General features: G+C 66.6%; 18 protein-coding genes and 1 pseudogene. 9 read left to right on the forward strand and 10 right to left on the reverse strand.

The features are described 5' to 3' along the window. Positions 1–187 precede the first annotated feature (187 nt). The gene (locus tag FV234_RS21740) at positions 188–931 is read right to left on the reverse strand and encodes an SDR family oxidoreductase (protein WP_147751234.1); all 744 of its coding nucleotides are present in this window, start codon (positions 929–931) and stop codon (positions 188–190) included. A gap of 94 nt (positions 932–1,025) precedes the next feature. Between FV234_RS21740 and FV234_RS21745 the strand changes: the two genes are divergently transcribed. Continuing rightward, positions 1,026–1,955: an AraC family transcriptional regulator gene (locus tag FV234_RS21745; protein ID WP_147831592.1), complete on the forward strand. Its 930-nt coding sequence runs from the start codon at positions 1,026–1,028 to the stop codon at positions 1,953–1,955. 78 nt (positions 1,956–2,033) lie between these two features. On the opposite strand, the gene FV234_RS21750 is transcribed toward FV234_RS21745, so the two are convergent. Beyond that, entirely contained in the window at positions 2,034–2,897 is an 864-nt protein-coding gene (locus FV234_RS21750; RefSeq protein WP_246686267.1) for an alpha/beta hydrolase, read from the reverse strand. A gap of 252 nt (positions 2,898–3,149) precedes the next feature. On the opposite strand from FV234_RS21750, the gene FV234_RS21755 reads away from it, so the two are divergent. Continuing rightward, a complete protein-coding gene (locus tag FV234_RS21755; RefSeq protein WP_147831596.1) occupies positions 3,150–4,109 on the forward strand; it encodes a LysR family transcriptional regulator in 960 nt (319 codons plus the stop codon). Positions 4,110–4,242: 133 nt separating this feature from the next. Here the strand turns inward: FV234_RS21755 and FV234_RS21760 are convergent, their stop codons facing one another. Continuing rightward, on the reverse strand, positions 4,243–4,665 hold the full coding sequence (locus FV234_RS21760) for a MarR family transcriptional regulator (protein ID WP_147751231.1): 423 nt from the start codon (positions 4,663–4,665) through the stop codon (positions 4,243–4,245). Positions 4,666–4,758: 93 nt separating this feature from the next. Here FV234_RS21760 and FV234_RS21765 point away from each other — a divergent pair, with 93 nt between their 5' ends. Beyond that, positions 4,759–5,130: a VOC family protein gene (locus FV234_RS21765; RefSeq protein ID WP_147751230.1), complete on the forward strand. Its 372-nt coding sequence runs from the start codon at positions 4,759–4,761 to the stop codon at positions 5,128–5,130. A 168-nt stretch (positions 5,131–5,298) separates the two neighbouring features. On the opposite strand, the gene FV234_RS21770 is transcribed toward FV234_RS21765, so the two are convergent. Further along, positions 5,299–5,826 carry a TetR/AcrR family transcriptional regulator gene (locus FV234_RS21770; RefSeq protein WP_210246589.1) on the reverse strand — a complete coding sequence of 176 codons (528 nt, stop codon included), beginning with the start codon at positions 5,824–5,826 and terminating at the stop codon, positions 5,299–5,301. 91 nt (positions 5,827–5,917) lie between these two features. Between FV234_RS21770 and FV234_RS21775 the strand changes: the two genes are divergently transcribed. Then, positions 5,918–6,928 (forward strand): alpha/beta hydrolase, encoded by a 1,011-nt coding sequence (locus FV234_RS21775; RefSeq protein ID WP_246686268.1) that lies wholly within the window; start codon positions 5,918–5,920, stop codon positions 6,926–6,928. 3 nt (positions 6,929–6,931) lie between these two features. Beyond that, entirely contained in the window at positions 6,932–7,891 is a 960-nt protein-coding gene (locus FV234_RS21780) for an alpha/beta hydrolase (protein ID WP_147831598.1), read from the forward strand. A 39-nt stretch (positions 7,892–7,930) separates the two neighbouring features. Here the strand turns inward: FV234_RS21780 and FV234_RS21785 are convergent, their stop codons facing one another. Then, positions 7,931–8,833 (reverse strand): SDR family oxidoreductase, encoded by a 903-nt coding sequence (locus tag FV234_RS21785; RefSeq protein ID WP_147831600.1) that lies wholly within the window; start codon positions 8,831–8,833, stop codon positions 7,931–7,933. A gap of 99 nt (positions 8,834–8,932) precedes the next feature. Between FV234_RS21785 and FV234_RS21790 the strand changes: the two genes are divergently transcribed. From FV234_RS21790 to FV234_RS21805, 4 genes and pseudogenes are all read left to right on the forward strand, one after another. After that, positions 8,933–9,787, forward strand: a complete 855-nt coding sequence (locus FV234_RS21790; RefSeq protein ID WP_147831602.1) for a helix-turn-helix transcriptional regulator — start codon at positions 8,933–8,935, stop codon at positions 9,785–9,787. A gap of 229 nt (positions 9,788–10,016) precedes the next feature. Further along, positions 10,017–10,481, forward strand: coding sequence for an Rrf2 family transcriptional regulator (locus FV234_RS21795; protein ID WP_147831603.1), 465 nt, complete (start codon positions 10,017–10,019; stop codon positions 10,479–10,481). Beyond that, positions 10,471–11,376 (forward strand): NAD(P)/FAD-dependent oxidoreductase, encoded by a 906-nt coding sequence (locus tag FV234_RS21800; RefSeq protein ID WP_147831604.1) that lies wholly within the window; start codon positions 10,471–10,473, stop codon positions 11,374–11,376. Before FV234_RS21795 ends, FV234_RS21800 begins: the two co-directional genes overlap by 11 nt. 1,137 nt (positions 11,377–12,513) lie before the next feature. Then, positions 12,514–12,765: pseudogene (locus FV234_RS21805) on the forward strand (DDE-type integrase/transposase/recombinase); the annotation flags it as partial. A gap of 142 nt (positions 12,766–12,907) precedes the next feature. Here the strand turns inward: FV234_RS21805 and FV234_RS21810 are convergent. The 5 genes from FV234_RS21810 to FV234_RS21830 form a co-directional block, all read right to left on the reverse strand. Continuing rightward, positions 12,908–13,663: an FkbM family methyltransferase gene (locus tag FV234_RS21810; protein WP_246686269.1), complete on the reverse strand. Its 756-nt coding sequence runs from the start codon at positions 13,661–13,663 to the stop codon at positions 12,908–12,910. A 120-nt stretch (positions 13,664–13,783) separates the two neighbouring features. Beyond that, on the reverse strand, positions 13,784–17,347 hold the full coding sequence (locus tag FV234_RS21815) for a glycosyltransferase (RefSeq protein WP_246686270.1): 3,564 nt from the start codon (positions 17,345–17,347) through the stop codon (positions 13,784–13,786). 251 nt (positions 17,348–17,598) lie between these two features. Next, positions 17,599–18,582 (reverse strand): class I SAM-dependent methyltransferase, encoded by a 984-nt coding sequence (locus tag FV234_RS21820; RefSeq protein ID WP_246686271.1) that lies wholly within the window; start codon positions 18,580–18,582, stop codon positions 17,599–17,601. Further along, positions 18,537–19,556 carry a Hint domain-containing protein gene (locus FV234_RS21825; protein ID WP_246686272.1) on the reverse strand — a complete coding sequence of 340 codons (1,020 nt, stop codon included), beginning with the start codon at positions 19,554–19,556 and terminating at the stop codon, positions 18,537–18,539. Before FV234_RS21825 ends, FV234_RS21820 begins: the two co-directional genes overlap by 46 nt. A gap of 44 nt (positions 19,557–19,600) precedes the next feature. Then, positions 19,601–19,836: hypothetical protein (locus FV234_RS21830; protein ID WP_147830438.1), on the reverse strand; the 236-nt coding region annotated here is incomplete at its 5' end.

The raw sequence follows: 19,836 nt of genomic DNA on the forward strand, positions 1-19,836 counted from the left end.
TCACACGCCTTCCGTCCCTCGCTGGGGTCGACGGTCTGCCCAAATCCCCATAGCTCTGCGCCCGCCATCCCGCGGGTTCGTTCTTCCACGACTTTCGTACGCCTCGCGGCGCCCGAAACTCTTCAGGATATCTGCCAGTCCGCTTCCGCCCAAATATGTAGCGGAAGCAGACGTTCGCGGGTTCGTGTCAGGCCGCCGCCCAGGTGATCGCATCAGCGCCGGCAGGCAGGCGCATCGGGCAAGCCGGATCGGTTGCTGCACGCCAGACCGCCTCGGCGACGTCTGAGGCCCGGGTTAGCTCTTCCGTCGCCTGCTGAAAGTTCGCGAACACCTTGCCCGCCAAGTCTCCGTAGGCCTCCGGCACCTTCATCCCCATACGGGTGCGGGCGTTGGCCCCGAACGAGGTCTCCGGCGAACGGCCGGGAATGACGAGATGGGCGCGCACGCCGAGTGGCAAGAGCTCGTGCGCGAGGGACTCGGTGAAGGCGTTCACCGCCGCCTTGCTCGCGGTGTATACCGCCAGCAGCGGCAGCGGCCGCAGAGTCACGCTCGACGTGACGTTGACGATCACTCCCGCGCCCCGTTCCCGGAACTGCGGCAGCACGGCCTGGGTCATGGCGATCGTGCCGAGGGTATTCGTCTCGAACACCTCCCGGGCGGACTCCATCGACAAGCCCTCCAGGGCGTTCAACAACCCGACGCCCGCGTTGTTCACCAGAACATCGAGCGGCCCAGCCTCTGCGACTGCCTGGGCGATGCTGCCGGCATCGGTCACGTCGAGTGGCAGGACGGTGAGGCGGTCGGACTTCGCGAGCAGGGCCGCCTGAGGCGTGCGCATCGTGGCGACGACCCGCCAACCGCGGTCGAGGAACAGGCGTGCAGTCTCCAGGCCGAAGCCGGATGAGCAGCCGGTGATGAGGATCGTGTTCATGGGGACCTCCCGTGTGACGCACCACGGGGTGATAGGACTGCTCTGCCGGACGTGATACGGGCGTAAGTCCATATTACATTGGCGAGCGTCCGAAGTGGTCGACCCGCTCACCCAGGTCGTCGGGCTGCTTCAGCCCAGCGCCTCGTTCTCCAAGTTGGTCCTGGCCGGCGGCGCCTGGACCGTGCGCCGCGACGACCACGGCCAGCCATTCTACGCGGCGGTGCTGGAGGGAGCGTGCCGGCTCGCGATCGACGGCGAGGCAGAGATCATCCTCGCGGCCGGCGACTTCGTGCTGATCCCCGCCGCCAGCGCCTTCGCCGCCTCCAGCCTCGTCGCGCCGTCGGCGGGTCGGGCGCCGCCGCCCGTCGAGGTCGACCCCGGCGTGTTCCGGCTCGGCCCTGCCGAGGTGCCGCCCGACCTGCGCATGCTGGTGGGGCACTGCACCTTCGCCTCCGACGACACAGAACTGCTGCTGTCGCTCTTGCCTCGGTTCGTCCATGTGCGCGGCGTCGGGCGACTGACGATGCTGCTCGGCCTCGTGAACGAGGAGACGCGGGCGGACAGGCCCGGCCGTGAGGTGGTCCTGGCGCGGCTCCTGGAGGTGCTCCTGATCGAGGCGCTCCGGTCAACCACGGGTCCGACGGCGCCCTCGGGCCTCCTGCGGGGACTTGCCGACGAGCGCGTGGCCGCCGCGTTGCGCCGGATGCACGAGCGACCGACCGTTCCCTGGACGGTCGCGGCCCTGGCCCGAGAGGCGGGACTGTCGCGCTCGACGTTCTTCGAACGGTTTCGGCGCGAGGTCGGCGTCGCGCCGATGGCGTATCTGCTGTCGTGGCGCATCGCGCTGGCGAAGGATCTGCTCGGTCGCGAGGGAGCCGGCGTGGCGGAGGTGGCCGAGCGCGTGGGTTACGGGTCTGCCAGCACCTTCAGCACCGCCTTCGCTCGTCATGTCGGCAGACCGCCAATCCACTACGCCCGCGAGCAGCGGGCCCAACCCCGCAGCCCTACGCCTTTGAATGTCTAAGAAGAGTAATTTGTAGGCGGTCCGCTTCCGGAAGAGAAAACAACGAAGCGGCCCCCCTTGGCGACCTATAGAAAGCTGTCAGCCACGTGCCATTTTCCGTCCCAGGAAGTCGCGCATCAACCGGGCGACCTCGGGGGCGTGCGTCTCCAGGGCGAAGTGTCCCGTGTCGAGGAAATGGATCTCGGCGTCGGGTAGATCGCGCTTGTAGGCCTCCGCGCCGGGCGGGATGAAGTAGGCATCGTTCCGACCCCAGACCGCGAGCAGCGGCGGGAGGTGCTCGCGGAAGTAGGCCTGGAATTGCGGGTAAAGAGCGACGTTCGTGCGGTAGCTGAGGATCAGGTCGAGTTGGATATCCTTCGCTGCCGGACGATGCATGTAATGCATGTCCAGCGTCAGCCCGTCGGGTGATACGCGGTCGGCCGGCGCGCCGTGCTCGTATTGGGCATGGAGGGCCTCGTCGGTGAGCGCGGCCCGGCACGCCTCGCGCTTAGCCGGGCTCGGATCGCGCCAGTAGGCCTGCCACGGCTCCCATTCGGAGCTGAGACCTTCGACGTAGGCGTTCCCGTTCTGGGAGACGATGGCCGTGACCCGCTCGGGATGGCGCATGGCGAGCCGGAGGCCGACCGGAGCGCCATAGTCGAACAGGTACAGCGCGTAGCGTTTGAGGGCCAAGGCATCGACGAAGCCCCCGACCACGTCAGCGAGGCGATCGAAGCTGTACTCGAACGCATCGCGACCGGGCGCCGTCGTGTTGCCGAAGCCCGGAAGATCGGGCGCGATCACGCGGTAGCGGTCCGACAGGAGCGGGATCAGGTCGCGGAACATGTGCGAGGCGGTGGGGAAGCCGTGCAGGAGCAGGACGACCGGCGCATCGCGTGGACCGGCCTCGCGGTAGTAGACGCCGACATCGCCGACCTTCTGGGTGCTGTAGCTGACCGACATAGTGCTGTTCTCCGGTTGAAGGGGGGCGTGCGGAAGAGAGGCGTGCGGGGCCGCCGCAACGGGCCATGATGCGAACCCCACGGCGGTCGCGCCCAATGCGAGCGTTCCGAGAAGGGTGCGTCGCGTCTCGCCGTGTCTTTCCATCGTCATGATCCCCGCCGCTCTGCGTTACCGATGGGAAGGGATCTAGCGTTTTGCAGATGCCGCAATAAGTTCGACAATCAGCAAGCTATAATTTCAGGTTCTGCAACGATGGACCGTCTCGACGCCATGGCTGTGTTCGTCGTCGTCGTCGAGACGGGCTCGCTCGCAGCCGCCGGGCGGAAGCTCGGACATTCGCCGGCGACCGTGACCCGGGCGGTGGCGATGCTGGAGGAGCGCCTGGGCGAGCGCCTGCTGCATCGCTCGACCCGTGCCCTGCGGCTGACCGAGCGCGGCGAGCGGCAGGCGGCCCTCTATCGCGGCATCCTGTCCGAACTGGCCGAAGCGGATGGTGCCGATGCGGCAGGTGACCGGATCACCGGCAGGATCACACTGACCGCCCCGGAGCTGTTCGGCCGTTCGATTCTGATGCCCGTCGTCGAGTCGTTCCTCGACGAGCATCCCGACATCGGCTTGCGCATGCTCCTGCTCAACCGCGTAGTGAGCCTCGTCGAGGAAGGCGTCGACGCCGCAGTGAGGCTCGCGACGCTTCCCGTCTCCGGCTTGATCGCCGTCAGGCTCGGCGAGATGCGGCGGTTGGTTTGCGCGGCGCCGCACTACCTCGCTCGTGCTGGGCTGCCGCAGACGCCAAGCGACCTCGGTCATCACCGCTGCATCGGCACGGAGGACGGCGCCGAGCGCGAGCAGTGGCACTTCATCGACCGGTCTTCAGCCCGCGAACGTCGTCTCTCGACGGCCATACGACCCCGCATCGCCCTCAACGGCGCAGGTGCTGCAATCGACGCCGCTCTCCGCGGTCACGGCATCTGCCGCGTCATGGCCTATCAGGTGACCGAGCACATCGAGGCTGGTCGCCTGACGACGCTCCTTCGCGAGTTCGAGCCGGAGCCCCTGCCGGTCCACCTACTCTTTCACCCGATCCCCCGGCGGAACAGGGCCCTTCGCGCCTTCGTCGACCATTCGACGCCGAGACTGAGGGCGGCGGTCAAGGACGTCTCGGATCGACTGGGACTGCCAGCGGATGGCTCGACGAACGCCCGGCCCAACTAATTCGCAAAACAATGGCGCGTACCGGGCGGACCACAGGTGGAGGGGTCCCGAGTGTCTAGGCGCCCGCCCGCCGGTGCCGCCGGACGGCAGTGGAGCGGGCGCTCGACCGGAGCGGGAATGCGCTGCCTACCGTTCAGCGGAACGCTTCCGCGATCCGCAGCAGCGTCGCGGTGATGACCCTGGGGTCGAGGGGCGCCGTGGCGGCCCGAACACGCTCTTCCGCATCGGCCACGATTCCGGAAGCCCTTTCCAGGATGGCACGCCCCGACACAGTTAGTTCGGTCCTGAGAACGCGCCCGTGATCGGGGTGGGCCGACCGCTCGACGAAGCCCGCACGCTCAAGCGCGACGAGGATCGCCTGCATCGTCTGCGGGGTCACGAAAGCGCTGCGGGCAAGCGTGGCGTTCGACGCCCCTGCCTTGGCCTGAAGGCAGGCGAGGACCGCGTATTGGGGCATGGTCAACCCGATCCCCCGCAGCTCGCCATCGAGACAGGTGCGGAGCGCGTGCTGGGCCTGCTTCAGGGCGAACCCGACCGTCCCGTACGGATCGCCCATGCCAGCCCCGGCGTCCATGCTTGACATATCAGGGCCCTTACATTTATCAGTGTACTGACAATATCGTCCAACGTCGGCCAAGGGAAGATCTTCGTGCCCCATCTCATCGGACCGGACTTCATCGGCATCCAGGTCGCCGACATCGAAGCTGCGCGGGCCTTCTACACGGACGTCGTCGGTCTGAAGGCGGCCGCCCATAACCCGCCGGGCGCCGTCGTCTTCGACACCAAGCCCATCCCGTTCGCCGTCCGCACGCCCGTGATCGACTTGGGGGACACAGAAGACCTCGGTCGGGGCATCGCCATCTGGTTCGGCTGCGATGACGCGGACGCCCTGCACGACCACCTCGCCCAGCACGGCACGGCAATCGTGTTCCCGCCCAAGGATGGACCGTTCGGCCGCTACTTCGCGTTCCGCGACCCGTTCGGCTACACGGTCACGCCGCACACCGTCGTGCGCCCATAGCCGCCCGGGCATCCGACCTTCGCACCATGGCCGGAGCGATGACGCGAAGGGCCCGGCACTAGGCCTCTCGCCAGGGCAATGGTCGTGAGCCGACCGTCGGCCGAGAAAGGGGGCGCAGCGGAGCCAACTCACGCTTGACGCCTTTTCCGGCATCCGAACCCGCCTCGTTCAAGCGTTGCGGGCGGCGATGCCGGCGACGACGTCCTCGACGATGCCCTGCAACTCCGACGATGCGACGCCGTCCCGCGCCTGGATCGAGATCCCCTGCATCACCGCGGCCACGTGCCTCGCCACCCGCCGCACCTCATCGTCCGGGGCAAACGGGGACAGGGTCTGCGCGATGCGGCCACGCAACGCCTCCCGCCGCGCAGCCGCATCGCGCGCCAATTCGGCATGGTCCGGATGACAGGCGACCAGCCCGCTTGAGATCATGCAGCCGCGCGCATCCTCCCTCCGCGTGACGGCGGCCACGGCCCCTTCGAGCAGCGTCCTCACGGCGTCCGGCAACGACGAAGCGGACCCGATGGCCGCGAGGTCGAGACCGCCGTGCTCTTCTTCGTAGCGTGCCAACGCCTGCAGATAGAGGCCCGCCTTGCTGCCGAAGGCGGCGTACAGGCTCGGGGGCGCCACGCCGATTGCCTTCGTCAGGTCGCCGACCGAGACACCCTCGTACCCATGGCGCCAGAACAGCCGCATCGCGGTCTCGACGGCCGCGTCTCGGTCGAAGCTCCACGGCCGGCCGCCGCGCGGTCTCAAGCCACTTTCCATAACGAACACTAAACTACGCTTGACAGGACGGGTCAAGCGCGGTTTGCTAGTGATCGTTAAACAACAGAGCGAGCCCATGGATCCCACGCGACGCCACCTCGTGACCGCAGCCGCCGTCGGCGTAGGAATGATGCCGCCGAGGTTTGCAGTTGCCGGGCCGTCTCCGTCGACCGGCGCGGGTGCGTCCACCGCTTCCGCTGATGCAAGCGAGACCTTCTCGGCCCGCTCGTCGGACGGCACCGTGCTAGCAGGCGAAGCCAAGGGTGATCACGGTGCGCCGGAGATCCTGTTCATCCACGGGCTGCGCCAAAGCCGGCTCAGTTGGGACAAGCAGTTCGACGACCCGGCACTCTCGGGCCTTCGCCTGGTCCGCTTCGACCTGCGTGGCCACGGCGATTCCGACAAGCCGACCGCCCTGGAGGCCTACTCCGACGCCGACCGCTGGGCGGACGACGTCGCGACCGTGATAGATGCGGCCAAGTTGCGCCGACCCGTCCTCGTCGGCTGGTCGCTCGGCGGCTACGTGGCGGGAGCGTATCTGCGCAAGTACGGCGGTTCGCACATCGCCGGGGTCAACCTCGTCGATGCCGTGACCAAGCTAGCGCCCGACCTGCTCACCCCGCTCGCAGGCGACTTCACGGGAAGCGCGACCTCACACGACCTCCCGACGCGCGTCGCCGCGACGGCCGATTTCCTCGCCGCCTGTTTCTACCGGCCACCGACCGGCATCGAGCTCCAGCGAATGCTCGTGGTCAACGGCATGACGGCACGCGCCGCGAACGAGGGCTTCGTACGGACCTCGACCACGGACCTCGGGCCGGCCTTTGCGGCCTACGGTGGTCCGATCCTTCTAACGCATGGCGCCCACGACAGGCTCGTGCGCCAGGCGATGGCCGAGCATGTCCGCTCGCTCAAGCCGCAGAGCCGCCTGTCCGTCTACGCCGAGAGCGGGCACAGCCCGTTCCACGAGGAGCCCGTACGGTTCTCGCGCGAACTGGCGGCCTTCGTGGCCGAGGTAAACAGGAGCTGACGCATGACCAGGCCGCGTGAGCCCGACGCCATCCCCCCATCACCAAGCCCGGCATTCTTCCCAGGTTTCCGGGAGCTGGACGTGGAGGCGGGGGGCGTCCGCTTCGGAGGCGTGCTCGGCGGTTCGGGACCGCCGCTCCTCCTGCTGCACGGCTACCCGCAGACGCACGTCGCCTGGCGCAAGGTGGCGCCGGTGCTGGCGCGCCGTCACACGGTGGTCGTCCCGGACCTGCCCGGGTATGGCGCGAGCCTGCAACGCGCGACCTCTCCGCGCTGGACCAAGCGACGGATCGCGGCGGCGCTGCTCGACCTGATGCGGACGCTGGGCCACCACCGCTTCGCCCTGGCCGGGCACGACCGCGGGGCGCGGGCCGGATACCGCTTGGTGCTCGATCATCCCGGTGTCGTGACGCGCTTCGCCTCGCTCGCGGTCGTGCCGACTCGCGACGCGCTGGCCGCGGTCGACCACCGGTTCGCACGGAGGAGCTTCCACTGGTTCATGCTGGCGCAGGGCGCGGATCTGCCCGAGCGGATGCTGGCCGCCGCCCCCGACGCCTTCCTCGATCATGCCTTCTCCGTGATGGGTGCGGACGGGGACGCCGTGATCGAGCCCCCCGCCCGGGAAGCCTACCGGGCGGCGTTCCGCGACCCGGCGGTCCGACATGCGATGTGCGAGGACTACCGGTCCGCCCTGGACGAGGATGCGGCCCACGACGACGCCGATCATGCGGCGGGGCGCAAGCTCGACTGCCCCGTCCTGGTGCTCTGGCCATGCGCCGACGGAAGCGGGGGGCGCCCGCGGGATGCCTGGGCCGCCTGGGCCGACGACGTCACCGACGTCACGACCACGGGCGGCCACCTCCAGCCGGAGGACCGACCGGACGAGGTGGCCTCGGCCCTAATCGCATTCATGGCCGGGAGTCCGGACACGGATGCGATCCATCCCGCGCAAGACACCCTCTGACGTCGTCCCAACCGCCAGGCGCATGCGGACGCCGGCCCCTCACGCCGCACCGCGGGCGTAGTCCATCGCGTCGAGGTCGGCGATCAGGCCCCCGCCGTTCGGCTGCCAGCCGAGCCGTGACCGCGTCAGTGCGCTCGACGCCGTCATGTCGGCCCCGGCAAACCCAGCCAGCCACCCGAAATGCTCGGCGGCCGCCTCGGGTACGACGGAGACCGCCGGGACCCCCAGGCCCCTGCCGACGGCCTCCGCGATGGCCCGGAGCGAAACGCCTTCCTCGGAGACGGCATGGTACCGGGCTCCCGCCTCGGCACGCTCCAGCGCCATCACGTAGAGGCGGGCGACGTCGCGCCTCGGTCCCGCGGCCCAGCGGTTCGCGCCGTCGCCGATATAGACGGAGACGCCCTTGGCCCTGGCATGGGCCACGAGGTAGGTCACCAGGCCTTGCTTGACGGTGTCGTGCACCTGCGGGAGCCGCATGACCGACACGTTGACGCCCGCATCCAGCAAGGCCGCACCCGCCCGCTCGGAGGCGACGCGGGGGTTCGGGTGGTCCCAGTCGAAGACGTCCTCGGTGGCCGGCTGGCCGGGTGCCGGGCAGCCCATCGCCACGCCGGACGTGATCAGCAGGGGCCGGTCCGAGCCCTTGAGCGCGGAGCCCAGGGCCTCGATGGCCCGCCGGTCCTTCTCGCAGTTAGCGACGAAGTCCGAGAAGTCGTCGTGATCGAACGCGGCATGGATCACGCCGTCGGCCCGGGCGGCTCCGTCGCGCAGGCCGCTCAGGTCCGTAAGGTCGCCCCGGTGCGGCTCGACCCCCGCCGTGCGGAGCGCCGCCGCGCCGGCCTCGGACCGGGTCAGCCCGATGACCTGATGCCCGGCGTCGAGGAGTTCGGGGATGAGCGCGGAGCCGATGAAGCCGGTGGCGCCAGTAAGGAATACACGCATGGATGACTGTCCGCGTTGTGTGGAAGGCCCACTTTCCCGCGGCTCGCGTCACCATAAAATACGTGACCATATCAGGGTATAATCTCTCACAGGATCGCCATGCCGGCCGGCTCGGAGAACCCCCTCGGCGCCTACCTGCGGGACCGGCGAGCGAAGCTCGACCCGTCCTCGTTCGGGTTTTCCGGGCGGAGGCGGACGCCCGGCCTCCGGCGGGAGGAGGTCGCCCAGCGCTCGAATATTAGCGCGACGTGGTACACGTGGCTGGAACAGGGCCGCGGCGGTGCGCCCTCCGCGGACGTGCTGAACCGCATCGCCGCCGGGCTGATGCTGACCGACGCCGAGCGCGAGCACCTGTTCATGCTCGGCCTCGGACGCCCGCCAGAGGTCCGCTACGCGGTCGCCAAGGGGATCACACCCCGGCTGCAGCGACTGCTCGAAACGCTGGAGACCAGCCCTGCGCTGATCAAGACCGCGACTTGGGACGTCGTCGCCTGGAATCGTGCGTCGGCCGTCGTGCTGACCGACTGGGACACGGTCCCGCCGGGCGAGCGCAACATCCTCCGCCGCATGTTCGGCTCAAAACAGGTTCGCGCGATCCAACACGACTGGGACAGCGTGGCACGCTACGTGGTCGCGGCATTCCGCGCGGATGCGGCCCGCGCCGGTGCGGCGTCCGAGGTCGGCGAACTGGTCGAGGAACTGTGCCGGACGAGCGAGGACTTCGCAGTGCTGTGGCGGGAGAACGAGGTGCACCATCACGGCGAGGGGACGAAGCGACTGAAGCACCCGATCCTCGGCGCCATCGAGCTTGAGTATTCTTCGTTCGCCATCGACGGTCGCCCCGACCTCGGCCTGATCGTCTACAACCCCACCACGCCGTCCGTCAGGGAGCGGATCCGCGGCCTAGTCGATGCCCGGTCCGACGACGGCATCCACGCAGCCTCGTCGCGATAATAGCGCGGTCGGCGGCGACGTTTGAACGCCCCGGAAGCGCCGAACGTATCGAGGCGCTCCGCCCGTCCGTCGCCTCGGACGGGCCCGCTCCGCCTTTCCTCACGACCCCTCCCGGTGCGCCTTGCCCTTCCGGGCCGCGAACGGCCGCACCAACCCCCGTCGCGTCTCTGTCCGTGACGAGCATACCAGCGAGTTGACCTTCGTGTTATTTCGTAGCATCAGTTGCTACATGAGACGCGACAGTCGCCTTTCCGGCATCCTGCACGTGCTGCTGCACATGGCGGAGGAGCCCGGACCGCTCACCTCCGAAGCCCTCGCCGCCGCCATGCAGACCAATCCGGCGGTGGTGCGCCGGACCATGGCTGGGCTGCGCGAGGCGGGGTTCGTCAGGTCCGGGCGCGGGCACGGCGGCGGCTGGACCATCGCGCGCGACTTGACCGAGATCACCCTTCTCGACATCCACGTCGCGCTCGGTTCGCCCGACCTGTTCGCCATCGGCAACCGCACCGAGGCGCCCGGCTGCCTCGTCGAGCAGGCCGTGAACGCAGCCTTGGACGACGGCTTTCGAGAGGCCGAGCGGGTGCTGCTGGAACGCTTCGGCGGCGTCACGCTCGCCGCGCTCAGCGCTGACTTCCACGCCCGCCTCGCCGCGCGCGGTGGCACTTTGACCCTGGAGCAAGCCCATGCCGTTTGACGTGATCGTCGTGGGAGGCAGCTTCGCCGGCTTGGCGGCGGCAACCTACATCGCCCGCGGGCGACGCTCGGTCTGCGTGATCGACGCGGGCAGCCCGCGCAACCGGTTCGCCGCGGCCTCCCACGGGTTCCTCGGCCAGGACGGCAGCGACCCGCGGACGATGCTCGCGCAGGCCCGCGCCCAGCTCGCTGCCTACCCTCAGGCGACCATCGTGGAGGGGCAGGCGGTCGATGTCCGCGCGGGCCGGGACTTTACCATCACCCTCGCGAGCGGGGCGACCATGAACGCGGCCCGCCTCGTCCTCGCCTACGGCATAACGGACGTGCTTCCGGAGATCCCGGGCCTGGCGGAGCGATGGGGCAGGAGCGTCCTCCACTGCCCCTACTGCCACGGCTACGAGTTCGCCGACGGGAAGCTCGGCGTGCTGGCCGTGTCACCCATGTCCGCGCATCAGGCGTTGCTGATAGCCGAGTGGGGGCCGACGACGCTCTACCTCAACGGCGGGGACATGCCCGACGATGCGACATGCGCCCGGCTCGCAAGCCGTGGCGTCGGGATCGAGCCTGCCGCCGTTGCGGCCCTCGTCGGCGAGGGCGGGTCGCTGTCCGGCTTGATGCTCGAAGACGGCCGCACGGCACCTCTCGATGCTCTGTACCTCGCCCCACGGACGCGCATGAACGGCTCGCTGGCGGAACGGCTCGGCTGCGCGCTGGACGAAGGGCCGTTCGGTCCGGTCATCCGCACGGATGCCTCCAGGCTGACGACGGTGGCGGGGGTGTATGCGGCCGGCGACGTCGCACGGGCGCCCCACAGCGTGAGTTGGGCCGTGGCGGACGGGGTCACGGCGGGTGTCTCGGTCCACCAGTCCCTCGTATTTGCGAGTTTGGCTGCCTAATCACCCACCATGAAGCCTATGTCTGCTTCGGGGCATCGACTGAGCGTTCCTGAATGGCCGTAGTGGGTCGGGACCCGTCCGTCCGCTCTACGACCTGGTTGGGTGGATTTTTGCCGGTCTGCTTTCGGGACTTGTGATCGAGGAAGCAGACCTTTGCGTGGACTGGAGAAGTCGATTTCTTCGCGCCCACCTCGGTCATCCAAGGAGCCGCGGTCGATCCTCAATAGCGGACGTCCAACGTTGCGGCTGCGGCGGCCCGTTCGCATAAGGCACGCTACGGAACCGGGCGCGCCGTGACTGCGTACCGAATGGCGCCCGCAAAGCCGGGTCGTCGTTCATTCGAAGGCACTGCTCCGGGTGTTCAGCTGAGCGTTATACGGCACGATCGCATCGCGATGTATGACGATACATCGGAAGCGCGGTAGGCAGCAGCTCGTGAGCACGGTTGCGGACGTGTCCCGCAACGGCGACGCCATGCCGGAGGACCCCGTGCACGGAACCGATACCGGCACCGTCGTGACGCTCACGGAACCGTACCAGCCAGCGATCGGACATCCCGTCGTTCATCGCATGGCACCGCGAGTGGCCGGCGATACGGTTCGGATTTCCCGGTCCATTGATTCGATGGCCCTCGCCTGATCATGACCGACTGGCAGTTCGGGCAATCCCTACTCGTCGCTCTGGTGGGTCTCGCGACCGTGACGCTCTGCGGCGGCCTGATGGCGTTGCGCTTCGGACCGGCGCGCGGACTGCTGCTCGGCTTCTGCGGGGGCGCGGTGGTCGGCGTCGTGCTGTTCGACCTTCTGCCGGAAGCGGTCGAGACAGGCCGAGCGGTGTTGGACGCCATCGGCATCGCCGCCTGCCTCGCAGCCGGCTTCGTGACCTATTTTGCCCTCGACCGGACCGGTGCGGCGCTGGCAGGGCCATCCGGCGGGCATCTGGCCGCCGGTTGCCTGACGGCGCACAGCCTGATGGACGGGCTGGGCATCGGGGTCAGGTTCCAGATGTCGGCGTCCGTCGGCGCCGTCGTCGCGGCCGCGGTCCTGGCGCATGACGTCCTCGACGGTGCCAGCACTGTGGCGGTGAACCTGCGCGGGGGAGGCGACGGACGCTCGGCACGCCTCTGGCTCATGGCCGCCGCGAACGCCAATCTACTATGTCACCAAGCATTTGCGGCAGGGCATCGAGAGCGACCACTTCCGGGTAAAGCGGTCGATGCCGCGGGTGGGCGGCTTTCGCTCGTTCAACGCGGCGCGGCGTACGATCCAGGGCTTCGAGGCCATGCTCTGGCTGCGCAAGGGCTTCGGCTTTGCCGCCGCATGGACAGTGCGCGAGAAGAACCGACTACTCGCTCTCTGCTTCGAGCTTCCTCAGGTGAACAAAGCGTGAAAGCCGGACCGTAGAGGTCGTTCCGCGTCTCAAATCTGATTTTGCGACAGGCCCTCCGATAGCGCCGTCCGACGCACGACTTTCAGGGGAATGCGTACAAAGGCTTTTGGAAGCATCAAGACGCAAAAATCTCGGCGCCCCGTCATACGAGCTGGAAGCGTCGCAGCATCGGAAGGTTGCAGGCGTCGCAGGCTTCCTTGAACTTGGTCAGGCGCTCAGAAGGGACCAGAGCGTGGTTCCAGGCTGCATCGTCGAACAGCACCTCACCGTCGTGGATAGCCATGTCGGGCCTGAGCCGGAAATCGATGTAGCCGACCTCGTGGAGGAATGCGCCGATCGCACTCCGCTTTGCCGGCTTGACGACTTCGGCGAAGATAATGGGCCGATGCAGGAGAATGGTCTCGCGCGCACCCCGTAGGAAAGCATGTTCGTGGCCTTCGATATCGACCTTGATCACGGCAATTGTGTCGGTGATCGCGAAATCGTCGAGGCGCTTCACGGGAACCTGGATCGTCGAGTGCGTTTTCTGGAAGCTTTGTTCAAGGGACGCACTCGTCTCGATCAGTCCGTGTCCGGGATCGGGGAGATGGAGGTCGGCCGTGCCCGCGTGCTCGCTTAGAGCCGCCTCAATGAGCGTCACCCGCCCAGTGAGATCGTTGCCAGCGAGATTGCGCTTAAGGATCTCGATGACGGGCGGCAGGGGTTCGAACGCAATGATCCTTCGATCGCGTGCTACCGTGCCGGCCATGACCGTGTAGACGCCGGTGTTGGCGCCAACATCGACGAAAAGACCCTCCATGCGCAGGAGCGTCGCCATCATTAGAAAGGGCAGCGGAGCCTCGTAACTGCCGGACGCGATCTGCCGAGCAACGAGGTCCATATCGTCGGAGGCGTCCATCCGGAACGTGTGTCCGGCAAAACTGACTGTTATAAGGCTCAACGTCTTACTTTCTCAGAAGAAGGTGCGTATTGATCTCGCTTCCACCATAGATCTTAAGTCGGTGGGCAGAGCAACGCCTCAATGTGTTGCTGGAGATCGTAACGCCCCAGGATCCGGCCAGAACTCCGCGTAGAGATCTACGAGATCTGCGCCCTGATCCGCCATGGTTCGCGGCAATACCGAGGGCGGAGGCGGACTGTTGAGAAAGCGCTGCGGGTTCGCATCGATCAGCCTCAGCACCCGTAGTAACGCGTCCGGACTGCTCACGTCGATGCGGAAGCCATCTACGTCGTCGACGATCTCTTCACCGATAGCGCCGCGGTCGCTCGCTACCACCCAGAGGCCGGCGGTCCGGGCTTCGCGCGTAACGAGCCCGAAGCTCTCCGGCCAGAGTGATGGGGCCAGTAGCACGTCGAGGTCCGCGTAGAGGTCGCAGATGCGCTCTTGCGGCATCCTGCCGATGATGCGAACCGGTGTCGTACCCCATACCTCCTCGCGCAGGTAATCGCCGTCGTGTGCGTGGTCGACGATAGTCATCGAGAGCTGATCGAAGGCGTACGCCCGCAGCACCGCCTCGATCAGCACTGCGCCCTTGTGCACCGTGCGGCCACCGATTTGCCCTAGACGCACGCGCCCGGTCGCGCTCGGCCGGCGGTCGACCCGCGGCAGGACCGAGACGCCATTCGGGACCGAGATCGTTCGAGGATGGCCCGCGGCGCGATAGATGTCGGCAAACGCGTTCGAGACGGCAAGGAGCCCGGCCGCGCCCTCCATTATGCGGGCCAGCCCGCGCCTGCGCGCGATCGACGCGATGGGTGTGACGCGGCGGTTCATGCTATATCGAAGGGGATCGGAGGATAGGGTTCGCAACTGCCCGTCCTCATCGACAAGGAATTGGAAATCCGAAATCCACCACGCGTCGTGCAACGTGATCAGATAGGGCAGGCCTCGTTCGGCGACGGACTCCACCACCGATGCCGTCAGGTGCTGCACGCAATGAAAATGCACGAGATCTGGCTCGAACCGATCAAGCAGCGCCTCGAACGGTAGCTTCATTCCTGGATCGAACCCTCGCCAGTCCCCGTGAACCACCTGGGGTGCCGCGATGCGATAGACCGGAACGCCGCGATAGGCGTCGATCCGGGTTTGATAGGCCGGCTCGACACCATAATCAGTGGCGACAACCGCGATCTCGAAGGCGTCGGTGGCGTGGTCGAGGAAGTAATCGATGTTGTCGCGCACGACGCGCGTCGCACCGCCGACGGTTTGCGGTGGAAAATAAACAGCGACGACGAGAAGGCGCGGTCTTCGCCGTAACCCGGTCCCATTCGACGCAACTGGCGCTGTCACGCGCGCGACGCCTGGGGCTTGTCCGCTCCTATCAAGATCACCGGCCGTGCTGGCTTTCACAGGGAGCGGCAGGAAGCCGGAGAGGATCTTGGTCGCTCCGTCGAGCCCGTACTCGCGCACGGCCTTGGCCCGCGCCCGCCGGCCAACTCTGCCGCGCAGATCGGCGTCCTGGACCAGGGTATCGATGGCGCGCGACCAGTCCTGCGGGGTCTGCGCCAGAAACGCGTCCTCGCCATCGACGAGGATTTCGCGATAGGTCTGGGTCGCGGAGACGACGGAGGGGATGCTGCACATTGCAGCCTCCAGCCACTTGATCTCGCTCTTAGCGTTCGACATCGCGCTGGGCGCCAGGACCGCCAGGTTGATGTCGGCCCCGGACAGGGTCTCCCAGTAGGCGGAGACGTCCGGGCTAAAGCCGAGCTGCAGGACCCGATCGGCGAAGGGCGCGAACCGCCTGTCGAGCTGAAGATAACCAGCGATGACAAGACGCACATGCGGCTGGCGGCCCAGGACGTCGAGCAGAGCCGGTGCGGCGATCTCATTGAAATCCAGGTTGTGGGCCTTTGTCCCAGATCCATAAAAGATCGTCACGGTGGATGCGCAGAACGGCATCTTGGGCCGGTCCAGGAACAGAGCATTGCGGTCGTCCAGTCCGTTGCGAAGCACGTGGCAGACGCCGGAGCGCACTAAGGGCCGCATCGCCTGCGCTAGAGCCGGGGTTGATGCGAGTCCGACCTCGCATTGCCGCAGGGCGTACCTAAACAGCGGCACCCCGTACTGCAGCCCAAAATACTCAGCGCTCGTAATCTGTCCTTCGAAACTCTCGAAGGGATCGGGATAGAGGGCTGGATCGAAGAGGAGATCGTCGATCTCGTAGATTGTCGGGATGCCAAGGGCGCGCGCGTACAGGATTGCGTGCAGCACAGTGGGGGAAGCGCCGACGCGGTAGAAGATCGCTGCACATGCCCGATCTAGGGCCAGCCTGCACGAATCTGCCTCAGACTGCGTATAGATTTCTACTGTCCAGCCCAGGCGTTCCAGCTGTATGCGCTTTTGCACAACCCGGTAATGGTCGCATTGTGGGAGACCGCGGTCGGCCAGGATGACCACGACGCCTTCCCGCGGGGCCGGAAGCCGGGCTGGGAGGGGATCAATGGCTGGGATCACCTGCGTAAGGCGATCCAAACACCCGGTTAGGCAGGTGTCGGCTTCGGCGCGACGGCCCTCAGCGTAGAGGCCTGTCGCCCGGCGGCTGGCGGCAGCGAACACCTCCGAGACGACGCGGTGGCCTGCGGAGCGCCACGCGACGGAGTTCCGGCAGGACGGCGCCGAGCGCATCAGGCGATCGAGGGCCGCTGGCCCCCCATCCGGCCTCCTCACCAGAAACTCTGCAGCGTGAATGTGGCTCCAGACGCTCGCATCGAGCGCCTCGGCGGCAGCGATGAAATCTTCGGCCGCCTCCTCCTTCCGGTTCAGAGCGAGCAGGGAGTCGCCGCGGCGATGGCGCATGCGTAAGACGTCCGGCCGGATCGCTAGAGCGCGACTGAAGGCGTCGACCGCCACGGCAGCGTTGCCGCGCATAAGGTGATGCTCCCCGATCTGCTCGTAGAGCCGGGCCGATCCTGGGCCCTGCACCACCTCGGCCTTGAGGATCGCGAACCCCGTTGTGAAAAAATGGTCAAGAGCTGCGAAGCGTCCCGAACCGGGCCGGCCAGCTTTGCTCGTCACTCGCGCGCGATAGAGGGGTTCGCTGAAGGCAATCGGGAACGTGTCTTCGCCGATCAACGCGATAAGCGCGCTGCCCTCGTTGGGAGAAACTCCGAGTGGGACCCCGTGGTTAAGCCATTCGCGGTAGAGGTCGGCATCGCTCGCCGTGGGCGATAGGACGGTCGCGTTATCGCGATAGAAGGCCGGGTCGAACGCCTCGCGGATGGCGATCGGCGCAAGGCGTTCGATACCATGCTGAAGGAACAGCTGGATCCCATCCGCGCGGGATACGGGCCGACGGGGGAGCCATGACGCGTTAAGGAGCGCGAACTCGAATAGCATGAATCGATCCAGCCAGGGCCCCGGCCACACCCTCGCAGCGTTGAGCATGTCTGTTAGGCTGCAGTTTCGCGCAGTCCAAGACAGTGCATCGTTCGCGGCGGCCTCGCTGGCAAAGAACTGCTCGAACTCCCTCTCGTACACACTCAGGTCGAACTGATAGGCCCGCTTCTCCCGGCGCCCGTGTATGAGGTAGTGAGCCCTGAGTTCCCAGGGCTGTCTCATGTGCTTGAGATCGTTGTTCAACGTGCGATACTGACTTGGCACGAAGTCAGCCGGCAAGGAGCCATACTTTGTTTCAAGATCAGAGATATATAGCTGAGCGTTGAATCTTTTTAGACGCTTAAGCGTCTTGAAAAATTTCAGCTTAAGCGATCGAAAAAGGCGGCAAACAGAATTTTTTGCAACAATCGGCATATTTAACTTTGAGCCGTAATTTGGTGCTAGGAGCCGCCAGCTGGGTGTCTCTCGATGATAGCTCGGCCGCTGAGCCTTGGTCATATGCCAGCCATCAACTTTGCGGTTTGCCGTTGTGTCTCTAGCAAGCCCCGCAGATGGTTGATTGCCCCGATCTGCAAGCCGAGCAACGCCTCTGCCTCTGCTTGGGCCTCCCGTCGCATCGAGACGTAGAATTCGAACCCGCCCAGCTGCGTGGCTGAGACTTGGTTCAGAACGAAGGGGAAGAGGTCGAGCCGCGTGGCGCCTTCGACCAGATCGAGGAATGCGATCGGGGTAAGAACCCAACAGTGGCAGGCAACATAGGCATCAGTGGCCAGCGCATCGACGGCTTCAGCATGTGCGTGGGGCAAGGCCGCTTCACCCGCCATCCGCGGCGCGTGCACCGGATCCTCGCCCGCCCAGATCTGCTCGGGCGTGATGGTGCGCACGTCGTAGGTATGACCGAACATTTGGCGTGGGCTCGGCCGCTCGTAGGCGAGCAGGTCCGCCTCGATCAGTTCGGCTAAGGTACTGACCGGCCGAGCTGCATCGAACATGAACTGCCTGTCCGGCAGCGACAGGTTGAGCACCCCGCCTGGGCGCAATGCGGCGTGGATGCCGCGTAGCCACCCGAGCAGGTTGGGTACGTACTGCCCGACCTGGGCGGCTATCGCGAAGTCGTAGCCGTCGTGGCCGAGAACGGCTGTAAGTGAGCCCGACCCAGACCAAGCGTGATCGATCGGTGTCGCTCCGGCAAGGTCCGCACCGGCATCGCGGCTGTGGTCGACGTAGGTGACGCTCAGACCCTCGGGCAGCGGCGTGGGGTTATCAGCGGGGCCGAACTCCAGGCCGCTGCCCTCAGGCAGGCAGAGATCATGAGTTAGCCGCGCCAACCGACGGTCGCCCGCCCGGCGCGCCAGGAACGCGTCGAGCGAGAGTGATCCGGGTCGCATAACCCTTGCCCCCTGCTCGACGCGCTGATTGCCCGAGTTGTCGATCAGGCGGCGAGGACGCTGACGGTCGCGGCCTCGTCCCAGGCGCAATGCCCGGCGAGTTCGGCCGCGAACACCGCATTGATCCGCGCACGCTCGGCCTCGACTAGGGCACCGTCCACCGCGACAGGGCGGCAGCGGGCGGACAGGCCTAGCACGACGAAATCAGGGTTGTGCAAGGCGTGGTCGGACTGTTCCGTGAAGAAGGGGCGGTCGCCCCAATCGAGGTAGCTTTCGGCCGGAAGACCCTCGGCAAGCAGGATGTCGTGGGCGTCCAGTTCGACGTGCCAGTAGGTTACGCTCGTGGCCGGCTCGCGGGCGATGGTGGTTCCGTTGATCAGGCACATGATCGGGACAAGCGCGCCACCAAGTTGGTCTTCGGCCGCCCCTACGAGCACGGGGTGGCCGGGGGAGAGACGCAGGTCGCGGGCGGGTAGGCCGGAACCAAAGGCGCCCACGCGGACGCGGATCGGCTGCTGGTCGTGGGGCAGCACATTGCCAGCACCGTCGAGATCGCGTTGTCCGATCCACGTGATGGGCCGGAGGGCGCCTGACGCCGTGACAGCACGGTCGCCAACGACGAGATCTTCGACGGCCACGTCGCCACGGCTGGTGCGGATTAGCGTACCGGTCGTGAAGCAGACGGGTGCGGCGTAGCTATTGAGTGACGTGTCCCCGTCGGAGGTGAAACGTGTCCTGCTCGTCGAGCCTGACCCGAACACCTGCGAGTTCGAGAGGACGAGGCGCGTCGATGAGTCGTTCGCTCCGCTTTGCGTATCTGTAAACTGGATCATGGACGGGTTGTCGAACTGCGTCGCGTAGAACGTCGTCGATGAGGACGTCGTGGCACCCGGCAGAACACCAGTGACCGTTATGGGATCACCAGCAGCATTCACCGTTCCGTTCACGGTGAGAGGATTTCGAGAAGCATCATCGATTTGGAAGTTTGCGCTGGGAGCGCCATCATCTGTACCGGCAAAACCAGCCTGGTACACGGTGTTGTTGAAGGTTGTTGCCATAATAATACCTCCTCGGTTTAGGTAAATCTATTTGGATATTGCCGACGCCATCAGTACTTGCGGATCAGCGGCTCCGGCATCGGCACCGGGTCGGCGCCGAAGGCGTAGCGGATGCCGCCGTAGATCGAGAGCGGCTGCGCCAGCGTCGTCGTGCGCGGATCGTTGATGGTCAGGTTGCCGGCGATCGGGCCGCGCTCGGCGAAGGTGCCGAAGTTGGCGTAGCGGTTGTTGGTCAGGTTGGTGATCAGACCGAAAACCTGAAGGTTCGGCGTGACTTGGTACGTCG

This window comes from Methylobacterium sp. WL8, assembly GCF_008040045.1.
In the GTDB taxonomy this organism is placed as follows: domain Bacteria; phylum Pseudomonadota; class Alphaproteobacteria; order Rhizobiales; family Beijerinckiaceae; genus Methylobacterium; species Methylobacterium cerastii.